Below are 14053 nucleotides of genomic sequence, written 5' to 3' on the forward strand. Positions count from 1 at the left end.
TGAACTAGACGGGTCGCTCCGGCCTTTTGAGCAGCGGCGCCGACGGAATTTAACCTGCCAGCGTCAATCGCACGTCCGCACGAGACCCGTCGGAGCGGTGCTTTCAGCTCGCCAGCGGCAACTCATAGGACTTGATGAATTTCGCCTCTGCCAGGCTCCGAGCCAGGAAGGCCGTGTTCTCGTCCGGGTCGGACGAGGGGTTCTGGAAATTGATGTGGCTGATCTCGATCCCGGCCGTCTCGTTGCCGAGCGACAGGCGGACATAGATGGTCACGCCGCGGGGTTTCAGTTCGAGGTCGAGCACGATTTCCGGCTCGCTGTCCCAATCCAGATTGTAGTTGCCGCCGAGGCCGAAATTGACCGTGCCGGGCAGAAAATAGAGCTCTGCTGCCGATTCGACGAGGTCAGCGAGGCTGGCATAGGACTCGAACCGTAATAGCGCGATGAAATCGGCGGCGTCGATGAGACGCAGTTCGGTCGCCACGGGGCGAATTGCTTCAGCTACGATCTGTTCCCGCCTCTCGGAGAATTCGCACTTTTTCATCGGAGTTATGTCATCCGTTTTGGTTGCGACGCATGCACCCGGTGAATGAGCTCGGCAACAGCCTTGTAAAACACCGGTGGAATCACACTATCGACCGAGACTTGTGCAAACATGGAGCGTGCAAGCGGCGGATCTTCGAAGACCGGAACACCGTTTTTCTCTGCAATTTCACGGATTTTGAGGGCAACCAGGTCCTGGCCCATTGCGACGACCACGGGGGCGTCGCTCTCCTCGCGGACATAACGCAAGGCGACGGCATAGTGGGTCGGGTTGGCGATGACGAGCGTGGCGCGCGGCACAGACGAGATCATGCGCTTGCGCGCCCGGTCGCGCTGCATGGAGCGCAGGCGCGATTTGACGATCGGGTCGCCCTGCGCCTGTTTCATTTCCTCCTTCACTTCCTGCTTGGTCATCATCAGTTCGGTGTACCAATGGTGCCGCGACCAGAAGAGGTCGGCGATCGCCAGCACTGCGGTCGACAGCAGAATGACGATCATGATCTCGTTGAGGTCGCTCGCCATCGTCGAGAACATCGTGACCGGATCGGAAAACATCAGGTCGAGCGTGGCGAAATAGTCGTTCCAGAGCACCAGAACGACGACGACTGACACGATGATGATCTTGAACAGCGACTTGCCGAATTCGACCAGGCCCTGGATGCCGAAGATCCGCTTGAGCCCGGCCATCGGCGAAACCCGATTGAGCTTTGGCTGGATGCGGTCGAGAACCGGCACGGGCAGGTTCTGGAAGATGGAGGCGCCGACGCCGAAGACGATGAGCAGGACGAAAGCCGGGACAACCAGGGCTGTCGATTTCCAGATAAGATGGGTGATCAGTGCCACGACGTCGGTGGCGTTTTCCAGCCGCCAGGCCTCCGGTTGCTCGAAGATATCCTTGAGCGCTTCGGTGAGGGTGGCGACGCCGTCGGTCAGGAAGAAGACGAAGAAAATGTAGATCGCGAGCGTCGATGCGAACATCGTGGCTTCACGAGAAAAGGGCACGTTACCCTTTTCGGCGGCGTCGGAGATCTTCTTCTCTGACGGGGCTTCTGTTTTGCTGTCTTTATCCTGATCGTCCGACATGAGACAGGACGGCTCCCGGTTCCTCTACAGCGACGCGCGTCCGGCGGACATACGCCCTGCATTGCGCCTCCTGTAGTGGACCGAGCGCGGGAACCAGGCAAGAGTTGAGCCCCGGCATTCGCCGGGGCTCAACAGAAATTACCCTTTGGGGAGCGGTAGCCCGGCCGCTTTGTGCGGCTCGTCAGACGGAGGCAGGCCTCAGGCCGCCTGCACGTCCTTTTCCTTGAGCTCGAGCTGTCCGTTCGCAGCCAACCTGATGGCTTCCTGCGTGATCGAGCGGCGTGCGATGGCGATATCGCGCGGATTGATGCCGGCATCGCCCATGGCGAGATCGGACTCGATCATGCGGCGCTGGCGCGCGCCGATCGAGGCGAGTACCGATTCGCGCAGTTCCGACGTCGAGCCGCGCAGCGCCATCGTGATGATGTCGGTCGACACGTCGTTGAAGAGCTGAACGCGGCTGCGCTGCGGCATGTAGAGCACGTCGTCGAAGAGGAAGATCTTCGGGCGTACCTTGTTGGCGGAGGCGGTGCTGAGCGATTCGAGCGAGGCGAGCAGCGTATCGACCTGCGGCTTGTCGAGTTCGTTCATCACTTCGGCGATCTTGGCCGGGCCCGCCGAATTGCGTTCCGCTTCCATCTCGCCGATCATTTCCATGACGCGGTTTTCGATGATCGCAGCGGCCTTCGGGTTGACGTCCTTCATGTTGACGGCGCGCTTCAGGATGTCCGGGCGCTGTTCTTCCGACAGCTGCAGCAGCACCTTGGCGCCGAAGCTGGAAGGCATCATCGACAGCACGTAAGCGATCGTCTGCGCATGTTCCTTGGCAAGCTGGACGGAAACGGCAACCGGGTCGCACTCCTGCAGGCGATCCCAGATGTTGGCTTCGTAGGATTGGAAGGTGGCGCGTCGGCCGAGCAGGCCATCGACTTCGTCCGGCGTCAGGCCTTCTTCGAGAATGCTCTCGATCGCCTTGGCGTTGTCCATGAGGCCGGCACCCTCGGTGAAGAGGTCTTCGAACTCGTTGACGAGCGCTTCGAGCTCATGCGGCGGAATGGCGCGCAGCGACTGCGCCGAGGCGATGATCGACTGCAGCTCGCTCTGGGTGAAGAACTTCAACAGCTTGCTGGCGACGCCCTTGCCCATGGCAAGCAGAACGGCCGCTGCCTTGTCCGTCTGGCTGAGCGGCCTTGATAGCGCCTGAGCCTCGAAACTTTCGAAATCCATCATGGATTCATCCTTCGCCCAATCATTGGGCCCTACGACTTCTTATTGCCCTTGATCTCGATGAGTTTGACGCCGAAGCGGGTATCGTCGCCTTCGAGAACGGTAATTTCGCCACGGCCGATCACGCGACCGTTGACCATGATCTCCACCGGCTCGCCGATGCGGCGATCCAGCGCGATCGTTGCGCCTTCGCTGAGGTTCATGAGGCCCGAAACCTGCATCCGGCTCGAGCCGAGCACGATCTGGACGTCGATCGGAATGTCCATGATCAGGTCGAGATTGGCATTCATGCCGCTGCCGGGCGGTGTATCGACGGCCACATCAGCGCTGTCGAAGGACGTCGCGGCAAAATCCGTGCCGCCGAAGTCGCTCGTCGCGGCCGCGCCGCCGAGATCGGCGCCGAAGTCGCTGGAGCCGAAATCGCCGCCGAATGCGTCGAGGCCGCCAGCGGCCGGTGCGCCAAAATCACTGCCGAAATCGGTCGTGCCAAGCGTTTCGGCGCCGAATTCGGAGCCGAAAGCATCAGGCGTGTCGGAATCCTGCTTCAGGACACCGCGCAGGTCATTGATCGCCTGGTCGAGTTCCATGTCTCCGACAGCGACTTCGGCCTGTTCGTTGATGGGTGCTTTTTTGGGTGCCATGTGAGAACTATTCCAGTTGAAGCTTGCCTCAGGCATGCTGCGAGCGCGCGGCAGGCCGATTTAACTCATGATGTGGCGAAGGATGTCCTGTTCGGATCCGTGCGTATCCTTGACCCGAACCGTGTATTTCGATCCGGCGCGCCCGAATTCGCAGACATAGAGGTCGCGGCCATTGGCGTTGACGTCGACGCGAACGTCCTGGGCGTCGAGGAAGGGAATGACGTCGCCCGGTTGCAGGCGGCTGATCGTGTCGAGCGTCAGGCTTTCGAGCCGGATGCGCGCCTCGATCGTCACCGCCGAACGGCGAACCTGTTCTTCCAGCTGCTCCGTCCACTCGGCCTTCGCCTTGCGCTGCTGTCCGCTTCCCTTGGGGAAGACGATCGTTGTCTTCAGAAGCACGCTTTGCGGAACGATGATCGAGAAGGTGGAAAGCACGGGGCCGAAGCCGATCGTCATGTCGATGGCGCCGGCGTGAACGTCCTCGATCATCGGATCGGGCTTGGCGCGCGCCACGCTGTTGAGCGGGCGTTCGACGATCGGCTCGAAACCGCCGGGGGCATTGACGGCGGTCCTGAGCACGTCGGCGATCTTCTCGAACAGCGGCACGGCCACGTCGATCTCGATCTGGGAGAGCGCGCGCGGCTGCGGCTCTTCGATGCCGGCGGGCTCGGCGCCGAGCAGCGCCTCCACCAGAGCGATGATGATCGGGCTGTCGCAGCCGATCTGAAAGTCCGTGCACCAGTTACGCAGCGAAACCTCGCTGATGAGCACGCCGGTGCCCATCGACGCGATCAATTCGCGGCGCATGCCGGTCCGATGGCCGGCATAGCCGATGGTTATGTCGAGACCCGTCTCCGCTCGGCAGATATCCGGCAGGAATTCGCCGAAGACCTGGCCGAGTTCGAGGGCCAATCGACCGATCACCCGGTCGTCGCCGAGCGCGCCGGTCATGCGCGCCAGAAGTTTACGGTCGAATGCGTGAACGTTGGAGGTCATCAGATCAAGCCGCCTTGCTTTCGCCGCCGCCACCGGGGTTCATCATTTCCTGCTCGACTGCGTCGATCGACGGACGCTCGTAGGCCGAGATGGTCTTGCGGCCATATTCGAGAGCAACCTGCGGAACCGAACCGTTCATGTAGGCAAGCAGCGTCTGCTTGACGATGATGTAGAGGCGGTTCTGCTTTTCGCGCACCGATTTGACGTTGGCGACCAGCGGCGCGACGATCGAATAGGAGAGAAACACGCCGAGCAGGGTGCCGACGAGGGCGGCCGCGATCTTGGCGCCCAGAACTTCCGGCGCCTCGCTGATAGCACCCATCGCCTTGATGACGCCGAGAACGGCTGCGACGATACCGATCGCCGGGAAGGCGTCGCCCATCGTGTTCAGCGCGTGATAGCACTTCATCTTGTCGTGGGTGATGGTCTGGATTTCCTCGTCCATCAGCGCTTCGATCTCGTGCGAACGGGCGTTGCCGATGATGATCAGGCGCACGTAATCGCAGATGAAAGCGGTCAGTTCCTTGTTCTTCAGAACCGTCGGGGCCGACTGGAAGATCGAAGATTCCTCGGGGTTGTCGATGTGGCTTTCGATCTCGTTGCGCGACTTTGTGCGCAGGTCGCGCATCAGCGAATAGAGAACGCCGAGCGTGTCGAGATATTCGCGCTCTTTCGGCACCTTGTGGCGAAAGGCTTCGCCGAGCGCCTTGCCGGTATCCTTCACCACCTTCATGGAGTTGGCCATGATGAAACCGCCGACGCCGGCGCCACCGATGATCAACAGTTCGAAGGGCTGGTTGAGGACTTCCATGTGGCCGCCCATCGCCAGATAGCCGCCGAGGATACAGCCGAACGTCACAAGAAGCCCGATGATGATATTCATTTTCGATACCTGCCGCGATCTTATTTTCCGCTAACGGGATACGGTTTCATCCTTGCGTGAGGCTGGCCGGTCCTGGCGACAAGGCCACCTGGCGGAACAGGTTCGCGCAAGGCTGTCCGGTCAGGATTTGTCAGGGCAGGCTCAGGGGCTGCCTGTCTCATTCCGGCAGGGGCGGAGCGATCGTGACCACGACCTATACGAGCTACAAGCTGATTACGGCCGACTTGACGAAGTCGCTGGCCCGCGTTGCCGAGCAGCCGGATGTGGCGCGCGAGACCGCGTACTATCTGTCGAAGATCGGCGACGTCAAAACGATCGACGACTTCTTTGCCGATACCCGCCTCTACAATTACGCGATGAAGGCGCATGGCCTGGAAGACATGGCCTATGCCAAGGCCTTCATGCGCAAGGTGCTGACCGAAGGCGTCGACAACGAAGATGCCTTTGCCAACAAGCTGACCGACAACCGTTACAAGCAGCTCGTCGAATCGCTGAATTTTGCCGCCCACGGCGCGGCCGCCACATCCTTCGACCGTGCGCAGAAGGGCGTCGCAGAAAAATACACGCGCCAGACCTTGGAACAGGACGCAGGCGAAGAGAATGCCGGCGTCAGGCTTGCCCTTTATTTTTCGCGCATGGCGCCGACGATCAACAGCGGCTACGCCATCATCGCCGATGAGGCGATTGCCCAGGTGGTGCGCACGGCGCTGCAGCTGCCCGACGAATTCGCAGCGACCAATGTCGATCGCCAGGCCGAAACCTATGAACAGGCGCTCGATTTCAAGGACTTCCAGGATCCGACCAAGGTAGCCGAGTTTCTCGACCGGTTCACCGCGCTCTGGGAAACCAAAAATTCAACGGACGGTTATGATCCGCTCGCGGTCTTCGGCTCATCGAGCGGCTACGGCATTTCTTCCGATCTTCTCCTGTCCATCAACAGCTTGAAACTCGGGGGAAACTGAGCGTGCAAACCGGTCTTTACGTCGCGATTTCGTCGCAGATGGCGCTTGAAAAGCGCCTCAATACGCTTGCCGACAACATCGCGAACGCCAACACCGTCGGCTTCCGCGGCACCGAGGTGAAGTTCAACGAGATGCTCGGCGACACGAAGCCGACCAAGGTTGCCTACGTCAACAAGGGCGAGGAGTTCCTGAACACCAGCAACGGTTCGCTGACGCGCACCGGCTCGGCGCTCGACTTCGCCGTCAAGGGCGATGCTTGGTTCCAGATCGAGACGCCCGCCGGCCCGGCGCTGACGCGCGACGGGCGGTTCACGCTGACGGATACCGGCGAACTCGTCACCATTCGCGGCTATCCGGTTCTCGACGCCGGCGGCGCGCCGATCCAGCTCAACGGCAACGGCGGCGACATCACCGTCGGCGCCGATGGTGCGCTTCACCAGAACGGTGTCGCGGTCGCCTCGCTCGGCCTTTACGAGGCCGATTTCAGCAAGGGTTTCATCCGTCTCGACAACAGCGCCGTTCAGCCGGCGGCACAGGTCGAGCCGGTCGTCGACCGTTTCGATGTCGGCGTCATGCAGGGCTTCCTCGAGGAGTCCAACGTCAATGCCATTCAGGAAATGTCGCAGCTGATCATGGTCACCCGCGCCTTCGACAACATCACCGCCCTGCTGCGCGACAGCGAAGGATCGCTCGAAGAAGCGGTCAAGACGCTTGGCGGCAGCCGCTAATCTGTGACGGACATCGGCATGCAAAGCGAAGGCCAGAAAACGAGCACAGGATCGACATCTCTGGCGGCACTTGCCGGCCTGGTCGAACGCTATGCCAAACCCGAATTCTCGATCGCGCCCGGCGGTCACGTCCAGACGATCTCGCCTGGCCACTATACGGTGACTGGCCTGTCGCGGCATGTCCGGCTCGGCGATTTCGTCGCCCACAAGAGCGTCACCGGAACCCATCTCGGCGAGGTCGTTCGGGTCGAGCCGGAGCGGGTGGTCGTCTGCCCGATCGAGCCCGGCGATCCGATCGGCATCCACGACACGGTCATTCGCAAGGGCGCCTTCCGTGTCGCGCCGACCGACCAATGGTGTGGCCGCGCGATCAATGCGCTCGGCGAGCCGATCGATGGTCTCGGACCTCTCCAGCAGGGCGACGTGCGCCGCTCGATCACCAACACCGCGCCGCCGTCGATGACGCGCAAGCGAGTCGAGAAGGGCTTCCTGACCGGCGTGCGCGCGATCGACATTTTTTCGCCGCTCTGCCTTGGCCAGCGTCTCGGTATCTTTGCCGGTTCGGGCGTCGGTAAGTCGACGCTGCTCTCCATGCTGGCGCGCGCCGAAGCCTTCGACAAGGTGGTGATCGCGCTGGTCGGCGAACGTGGCCGTGAAGTGCGCGAATTCATCGAGGATACGCTGGGCGATAATCTGGCGAAGTCCGTCGCGGTCGTCGCGACCAGCGACGAAAGCCCGATGCTGCGCAAGATGGCGCCGCTGACCGCCGTCACCATCGCCGAGCATTATCGTGACAACGGCGACAATGTTCTTCTGATCGTCGATAGCGTCACCCGCTTCGCCCACGCGATCCGCGAGGTCGCAACCGCGTCCGGCGAGCCGCCGATCGCGCGCGGCTATCCGGCCTCTGTCTTCACCGAACTGCCGCGCCTTCTGGAGCGCGCCGGCCCCGGCACCGAAGGCGCCGGCACGATCACGGCGATCATCTCCATCCTCGTCGACGGCGACAACCACAACGATCCGGTCGCCGACTCGACGCGCGGTATCCTCGATGGGCACATCGTGCTCGAGCGCAGTCTTGCGGAGGAGGGGCGGTATCCGCCGATCAATCCGCTCGCCTCTATCTCGCGCCTGGCGCGCAAGGCCTGGACCCCCGACCAGGAGAAGCTGGTCTCACGCCTGAAGGCGCTGATCCACCGCTTCGAAGAGACCCGCGACCTTCGCCTGATCGGCGGCTATCGCCCGGGTGGCGATCCGGATCTCGACATGGCGATCAAGCAGGTGCCGGTCATCTACGAGGTACTGACGCAGACCGCCGGTGAGCGCCCGGCACAGGATGCCTTTTCCGATCTCGCCAACGCGCTGAAGGCGGCGGCGATGGGCAATCAGCCGGGTGCGAGAGCGAGGTGATGACCATGACCGATTATGATGCGGACGAGATGGTGCATCAGCGCAAGCGCAGCCGCATGCCGATGACCGACAAGTTCCTGGCAGCGACCGGCGTGGCGCTTGCCGCTTTCGCGACCTTCTTTCCCTGGTATGCCTTCTTCCACCAGGACAAGTTCACCATGCCGCCTTTGTGGCAGGGCTCGACCCGTGATCTGCCGGAACGCGCCGCGCGCAACGTCGTCTCGGTTTCTCCGCTCGCCATGCCCGACGCGGACGGCGACACCGTGGCCGCCATCGACCAGTTGACGACGGCGACCGTGCCGGGCATCGGCGCTGGTCCGGGACCGGAAGGTACGGCTGCCGAAGAGGGGCTGTCGCAGCCCTTTCCCGGCAAGTCCGGCTTCAAGCTGATGCATGTCGCCAACGGCCGGGCGCTGATCGAGGATGCCAGCGGCATGTATATCGTGCGCATCGGCTCGGTTCTGCCCGACAACACGCGTCTTGCCACGCTCGAGCAGCGGGATGGCCACTGGGTGATGATCACCTCGTCCGGCGAAATGTACCAGGCCAACTGACGTAGACCCGCATTCCTTGCCCGTGACCGCCGCGCCATCTCTGACGGATGACGCGGCTTTCCGTCTTTTGCAGGCAATCTCCGGCAGCAGAGGCCCCGATCCCTCGGGCATCGCTTTCCGACGAAAGTCCCACGCAAGATTACCGGCCTAGGTTCGCATCACCAAGCATGGAGCTTTTGATGCAACCGATTCAGCTTTTCGAACTCGCGTCCCGGCAGGCCCAGTGGCTGACCGTTCGCCAGAACGTGGTGGCCGGCAACATCGCCAATGCGAACACGCCGCACTACAAGGCCAAGGACGTCAAGCCGTTCGAAAGCGTGCTGCAGGACGCCGGCATCCAGATGGCGGCGACCAACAAGATGCACTTCACGGACGGCCTCGCAGCCTCTCAGGTGGCTGAAGTCGGCATGGTCGACGGTGTGCAGATCCAGCAATCCGGCAACAGCGTCGCGATCGAGCAGGAAATGATGAAGACCGGCGAAATCAAGCGCGACTACGAGCTCTCCGCCGGCCTTGTGAAGGCCTTTCACCGAATGATGCTAATGGCGGTACGGAAGTAAGAACCATGGATCCATTGACCTCGGCCCTCAAGGTATCGGCCTCCGGCCTGCAGGCGGAATCGACCCGCCTGCGCATCGTCTCCGAAAACATCGCCAATGCCCGCTCCACCGGCGATACGCCGGGCGCGGATCCCTATCGCCGCAAGACCATCAGCTTTGCTGCCGAAGTGGACCGCGCAAGCGGCGCCTCGCTGGTCGAGATCGAGCGGCAGGGCACGGACGATTCGGATTTCAACATCGAGTTCGATCCGGGCAATCCGGCCGCCAACGAAAAGGGCATGGTCAAGCTGCCGAACGTCAACATCCTGGTGGAGATGGCGGATATGCGCGAAGCCAACCGCGCCTATGAGGCGAACCTCCAGACCATCAAGCAGTCCCGCGACCTGATTTCCCAGACAATCGACCTGTTGAGAGCCTCGCAATAATGATCGATGCAGTTAAATCCCTCGGCGCCTTCTCGGTCACCAAAGAGACCGACGGCACCCACTCCACGTCATCCTCGTCGTCGATCTTCGGCATGCCGGCCGCCACCCAGGGCGTGCCGCAGGGGCAGAGCTTCGCTTCGGTTCTCGGCGACATGGCAAGCGACGCCATCGGCGCCATGAAGAAGGCCGAAGGCATGTCACTCGACGGCATTCGCGGCCAGGCAAACACCCGTGAGGTCGTCGATGCGGTGATGAGCGCCGAACAGTCGCTGCAGACCGCGATTGCGATCCGCGACAAGGTGGTCACCGCCTACCTCGAAATCGCGCGCATGCAGATCTGAAGGAACGAGACATGAAGGCCCTTTCCATTGCCGCCACCGGCATGAACGCCCAGCAGCTGAACCTCGAAGTCATCGCGAACAACATCGCGAACATCAACACGACGGGTTACAAGCGTGCGCGCGCCGAGTTCTCCGATCTGCTTTATCAAACCGAACGCGCCCAAGGCGTGCCGAACCGCTCCAACCAGGCGATCGTTCCGGAAGGCGCGATCATCGGTCTCGGCGTGCAGACGGCGGCCGTACGCAACCTTCACATCCAGGGCAGCATGGTTTCGACCGGCAACGAGTACGACCTGGCGCTGATCGGTCGCGGCTGGTTCCAGGTCGAGACGCCCGATGGCGAGACGGTCTATACCCGTGCCGGCGCCTTCAACAAGAATGCGCAAGGCCAGCTCGTGACGATCGACGGCTACACCGTTGTTCCGGGCATCACCGTTCCGCAGGACGCGACCGACATCGTCTTCACGAGCTCCGGCCAGGTGATGGTGCGCATCGGCAACGACCCCGCCATGCAGGAAATCGGCCAGCTGACGATCGCCAACTTCGTCAACGAGGCGGGCCTCGAGCCGCAGGGCGAAAACCTCTTCAAACAGACGCCGGCCTCCGGCGACGCGATCGTCGGTACGCCTGCCGATCCGGGCTTCGCGCAGATCAAGCAGAAGTATCTCGAAGCGTCCAACGTCGATCCGGTCAAGGAAATCACCGACCTGATCTCTGCGCAGCGCGCCTACGAGATGAACTCCAAGATCATTCAGGCCGCCGATGAAATGGCGGCCACGGTGAGCAAGAACCTCAGGTAACGAAAGAGGGGGCAAACATGACGTTTCGCCGATCCGCAGACATCAAGGCTTCGAAGGCCGGCCGCGCCAGCGCGCGGCGGCTGGTGGCTGGCGCGCTCTTCGCCGCCGCTTTCCTGTTGCCTTCGGCAGGTTATGCGGAACGGCTGACGGCGGTGATCCCCACGCAGACCATCTATCCGGGCGAAACCGTCGATGCGAGCCGCGTCGAAGTCGTCGACGTCACCAACCCTGATCTCGCCGACGGCTACATCAGAACCCTGGGCGAGATCGACGGCAAGGTCACCAAGCGCACGCTTCTTCCCGGCCGGGTGATCCTCGCGAGCGCGCTTCGCGAGCAATATGCCGTCGAGCGCGGTTCGACCGTGCGCCTCGTCTTCAGCAATGGCGGCCTGACCATCAGCGCTGCCGGATCGCCGCTCCAGGACGCCGCCGTCGGCGAACTGATCCGGGCGCGCAACATCGATACCGGCGTCATCGTTTCCGGAACGGTGATGGCCGACGGCACTGTCCATGTGGTGGCGAAATGAAAATGCTTGCATGCAAATGGTTCCTGTCGCTGGCCGTCGCGTTCTCCATGGCGCTGACGCCCGCCTTCGGCGCATCCAGGATCAAGGACGTCGCCTCGCTTCAGGCGGGCCGTGACAACCAGCTTATCGGATACGGCCTCGTCGTCGGCCTGCAGGGCACGGGCGACAGCCTGCGCTCGTCGCCGTTCACCGACCAGTCGATCCGCGCGATGCTGCAAAATCTCGGCATCTCCACCCAGGGCGGCGAGTCCCGGACGCGCAACGTCGCGGCCGTGCTGGTGACGGCGAACCTGCCGCCTTTCGCCAGCCCCGGCAGCCGCGTCGACGTGACCGTAGGCTCGCTCGGCGACAGCACGTCGCTGCGCGGCGGCACGCTGGTCATGACCTCGCTTTCGGGTGCGGACGGCCAGATCTATGCGGTCGCGCAAGGCTCCGTCGTCGTCACCGGCTTCAACGCGCAGGGCGACGCCGCAACCCTCAACCAGGGCGTCACGACGTCCGGTCGCGTGCCGAACGGCGCCATCATCGAGCGTGAGCTGCCGTCGAAGTTCAAGGACGGCTTCAACCTCGTGCTGCAGCTGCGCAATCCTGATTTCTCGACCGCCGTCGGCATGGCCGCAGCGATCAACAAATACGCGGCCCAGCAATATGGCGGCCGCATTGCGGAAGCGCGCGACAGCCAGGCCGTTCTCGTCGAAAAGCCCAAGATGGCGGACCTCGCGCGGCTGATGGCCGACATCGAAAACATCGTCATCGAGACCGACGTGCCTGCGCGCGTCGTCATCAACGAACGCACCGGCACGATCGTCATCGGCCAGGATGTCCGGGTCAACGAGGTGGCGGTCAGCTACGGAACATTGACCGTGGAAGTCAGCGAGACGCCGACAGTGGTGCAGCCGCTGCCCTTCTCGCGTGGGCAGACGGCGATGGAACCGAACACGACGATCAACGCGCAGTCCGACGGCGGCACGGTGGCGATCCTCAACGGTTCGAGCCTTCGCTCGCTCGTCGCCGGCCTCAACAACATCGGCGTCAAGCCGGACGGCATCATCGCCATCCTGCAGAGCATCAAGACGGCCGGTGCCCTCCAGGCGGAGCTCGTGCTGCAATGATCGCAAACGACAATCATTCTCTCGGCCGGACCCGCAGGCTGCTGCTCGCTGCGGCGGCTGTCGCGTCCATGCTTTCGATGCCGGGCGCCTTTGCCCAGGACGTCACGGCGCCGCCCGCAAGCGACGCGACCCAGAACGAGATCCAGCAGTTCTGCACCAACATCGCCGACGCCGCGCGCGACCAGCGTTATGTGCTGCAGCGCAAGGATCTCGAAACGCTGCAGGCAAGCATCGACGAGCGCATCGCCACGCTCGAAAAGCGCCGCGAGGAATACGAAGACTGGCTGAACCGCCGCAACGATTTCCTGAAACAGGCGGAACTCAACCTCGTCGGCATCTACAAGACGATGAAGCCGGACGCAGCCGCCGGCAAGCTTGAGATGGTGAGGCCCGAGATTGCCGCCGCCATCGTCATGCAGCTGCCACCGCGCCAGTCATCGCTGATCCTGAGCGAAATGAGCGATGAGAAGGCGGCGATCCTTACCAACATCATCTCGAGCGCCAGCGACCCGAACACCTCGAAGGAACCATCATGAAAACGCGTCTAACGGCTATACTGACCGGGGCCGCCCTCCTTGCGGGATGTCAGAATCAAGCGCTCAACGAAATCGGTCGCGCGCCGTCGATGAGCCCGATCGGCAGCGGTCTGCAATATTCGCAGACGCCGCAGCTCGCCATGTATCCGAAGCAGCCGCGCCAGATGGTGAATGGCTATTCGTTGTGGAACGACCAGCAGGCAGCGCTCTTCAAGGACGCGCGCGCGATCAATGTCGGCGATATCCTGACGGTCGACATCAAGATCAACGAAGGCGCAACCTTCGACAACAAGACGGACCGTAGCCGCAAGAACTCGAGTGGCTTCAACGTCGGCGCCAGCGGCAAGTCTCAGACGAGCGATTTCGGCTGGTCCGGCGACCTGAAATACGGCTCGAATACCAAGACCGAAGGTGACGGCACGACGGAGCGTTCGGAAAAGCTGCGGGTGCTCGTTGCTGCCGTTGTCACCGGCGTTCTCGAAAACGGCAACCTGTTGATCAGCGGTTCGCAGGAAGTGCGCGTCAACCACGAGCTGCGCATCCTGAACGTCGCCGGTATCGTCCGGCCGCGGGACGTCGATGCCGACAACGTCATCTCCTACGACCGCATCGCCGAGGCGCGCATCTCCTATGGCGGCCGTGGTCGCCTGACAGAAGTGCAGCAGCCGCCCTACGGCCAGCAGTTCATGGATCTATTTTCGCCGATCTGATCGGCAGGGAACGGC

At 62.4% G+C, this 14053-nt stretch carries 18 protein-coding genes; 12 read left to right on the forward strand and 6 right to left on the reverse strand.

Features of this window, described 5'->3' with window-relative positions; genetic code table 11:
• Positions 1-103: 103 nt before the first annotated feature.
• From AC3WVQ_RS01410 to motA, 6 genes are all read right to left on the reverse strand, one after another.
• Positions 104-544, reverse strand: coding sequence for a BspJ family T4SS effector nucleomodulin (locus AC3WVQ_RS01410; RefSeq protein WP_492382580.1), 441 nt, complete (start codon positions 542-544; stop codon positions 104-106).
• 5 nt (positions 545-549) lie between these two features.
• Positions 550-1626, reverse strand: coding sequence for a flagellar biosynthesis protein FlhB (gene flhB, locus AC3WVQ_RS01415; RefSeq protein WP_034796927.1), 1077 nt, complete (start codon positions 1624-1626; stop codon positions 550-552).
• Positions 1627-1824: 198 nt separating this feature from the next.
• Positions 1825-2856 carry a flagellar motor switch protein FliG gene (gene fliG, locus AC3WVQ_RS01420; protein ID WP_034796925.1) on the reverse strand — a complete coding sequence of 344 codons (1032 nt, stop codon included), beginning with the start codon at positions 2854-2856 and terminating at the stop codon, positions 1825-1827.
• Positions 2857-2885: 29 nt separating this feature from the next.
• On the reverse strand, positions 2886-3494 hold the full coding sequence (fliN, locus tag AC3WVQ_RS01425; RefSeq protein ID WP_034796923.1) for a flagellar motor switch protein FliN: 609 nt from the start codon (positions 3492-3494) through the stop codon (positions 2886-2888).
• Between the two features lie 60 nt (positions 3495-3554).
• Positions 3555-4490 carry a FliM/FliN family flagellar motor switch protein gene (locus AC3WVQ_RS01430; RefSeq protein WP_034797578.1) on the reverse strand — a complete coding sequence of 312 codons (936 nt, stop codon included), beginning with the start codon at positions 4488-4490 and terminating at the stop codon, positions 3555-3557.
• A gap of 4 nt (positions 4491-4494) precedes the next feature.
• Complete coding sequence (gene motA, locus AC3WVQ_RS01435) at positions 4495-5373, reverse strand: flagellar motor stator protein MotA (RefSeq protein ID WP_034796921.1); 879 nt, start codon at positions 5371-5373, stop codon at positions 4495-4497.
• A gap of 182 nt (positions 5374-5555) precedes the next feature.
• Here motA and AC3WVQ_RS01440 point away from each other — a divergent pair, with 182 nt between their 5' ends.
• The 12 genes from AC3WVQ_RS01440 to flgH all read left to right on the forward strand — a co-directional run bounded on the left by AC3WVQ_RS01440 (position 5556) and on the right by flgH (position 14038).
• Positions 5556-6335, forward strand: coding sequence for a DUF1217 domain-containing protein (locus tag AC3WVQ_RS01440; protein WP_034796919.1), 780 nt, complete (start codon positions 5556-5558; stop codon positions 6333-6335).
• A gap of 2 nt (positions 6336-6337) precedes the next feature.
• Positions 6338-7063 (forward strand): flagellar basal-body rod protein FlgF, encoded by a 726-nt coding sequence (flgF, locus tag AC3WVQ_RS01445; RefSeq protein WP_034796916.1) that lies wholly within the window; start codon positions 6338-6340, stop codon positions 7061-7063.
• Positions 7064-7081: 18 nt separating this feature from the next.
• Entirely contained in the window at positions 7082-8473 is a 1392-nt protein-coding gene (gene fliI, locus AC3WVQ_RS01450; RefSeq protein WP_090295134.1) for a flagellar protein export ATPase FliI, read from the forward strand.
• Complete coding sequence (locus AC3WVQ_RS01455; RefSeq protein WP_060581897.1) at positions 8473-9027, forward strand: hypothetical protein; 555 nt, start codon at positions 8473-8475, stop codon at positions 9025-9027. Before fliI ends, AC3WVQ_RS01455 begins: the two co-directional genes overlap by 1 nt.
• Positions 9028-9206: 179 nt before the next feature.
• Entirely contained in the window at positions 9207-9587 is a 381-nt protein-coding gene (flgB, locus tag AC3WVQ_RS01460) for a flagellar basal body rod protein FlgB (protein WP_034797574.1), read from the forward strand.
• Between the two features lie 5 nt (positions 9588-9592).
• Positions 9593-10012, forward strand: coding sequence for a flagellar basal body rod protein FlgC (gene flgC / locus AC3WVQ_RS01465; RefSeq protein WP_034796910.1), 420 nt, complete (start codon positions 9593-9595; stop codon positions 10010-10012).
• A complete protein-coding gene (gene fliE, locus AC3WVQ_RS01470) occupies positions 10012-10353 on the forward strand; it encodes a flagellar hook-basal body complex protein FliE (protein ID WP_034796908.1) in 342 nt (113 codons plus the stop codon). Before flgC ends, fliE begins: the two co-directional genes overlap by 1 nt.
• 11 nt (positions 10354-10364) lie before the next feature.
• Complete coding sequence (flgG, locus tag AC3WVQ_RS01475) at positions 10365-11153, forward strand: flagellar basal-body rod protein FlgG (protein ID WP_034796905.1); 789 nt, start codon at positions 10365-10367, stop codon at positions 11151-11153.
• Between the two features lie 17 nt (positions 11154-11170).
• Positions 11171-11680, forward strand: a complete 510-nt coding sequence (flgA, locus tag AC3WVQ_RS01480) for a flagellar basal body P-ring formation chaperone FlgA (RefSeq protein WP_051659364.1) — start codon at positions 11171-11173, stop codon at positions 11678-11680.
• Positions 11677-12792: a flagellar basal body P-ring protein FlgI gene (locus AC3WVQ_RS01485; protein ID WP_043613025.1), complete on the forward strand. Its 1116-nt coding sequence runs from the start codon at positions 11677-11679 to the stop codon at positions 12790-12792. The genes flgA and AC3WVQ_RS01485 overlap by 4 nt, the downstream gene beginning before the upstream one ends.
• Positions 12789-13328, forward strand: a complete 540-nt coding sequence (locus AC3WVQ_RS01490) for a MotE family protein (RefSeq protein ID WP_034796899.1) — start codon at positions 12789-12791, stop codon at positions 13326-13328. The genes AC3WVQ_RS01485 and AC3WVQ_RS01490 overlap by 4 nt, the downstream gene beginning before the upstream one ends.
• Complete coding sequence (gene flgH, locus AC3WVQ_RS01495; RefSeq protein ID WP_034796898.1) at positions 13325-14038, forward strand: flagellar basal body L-ring protein FlgH; 714 nt, start codon at positions 13325-13327, stop codon at positions 14036-14038. Before AC3WVQ_RS01490 ends, flgH begins: the two co-directional genes overlap by 4 nt.
• Positions 14039-14053 lie beyond the last annotated feature (15 nt).

Source organism: Ensifer sp. EB106-05-01-XG146, from assembly GCF_058791875.1.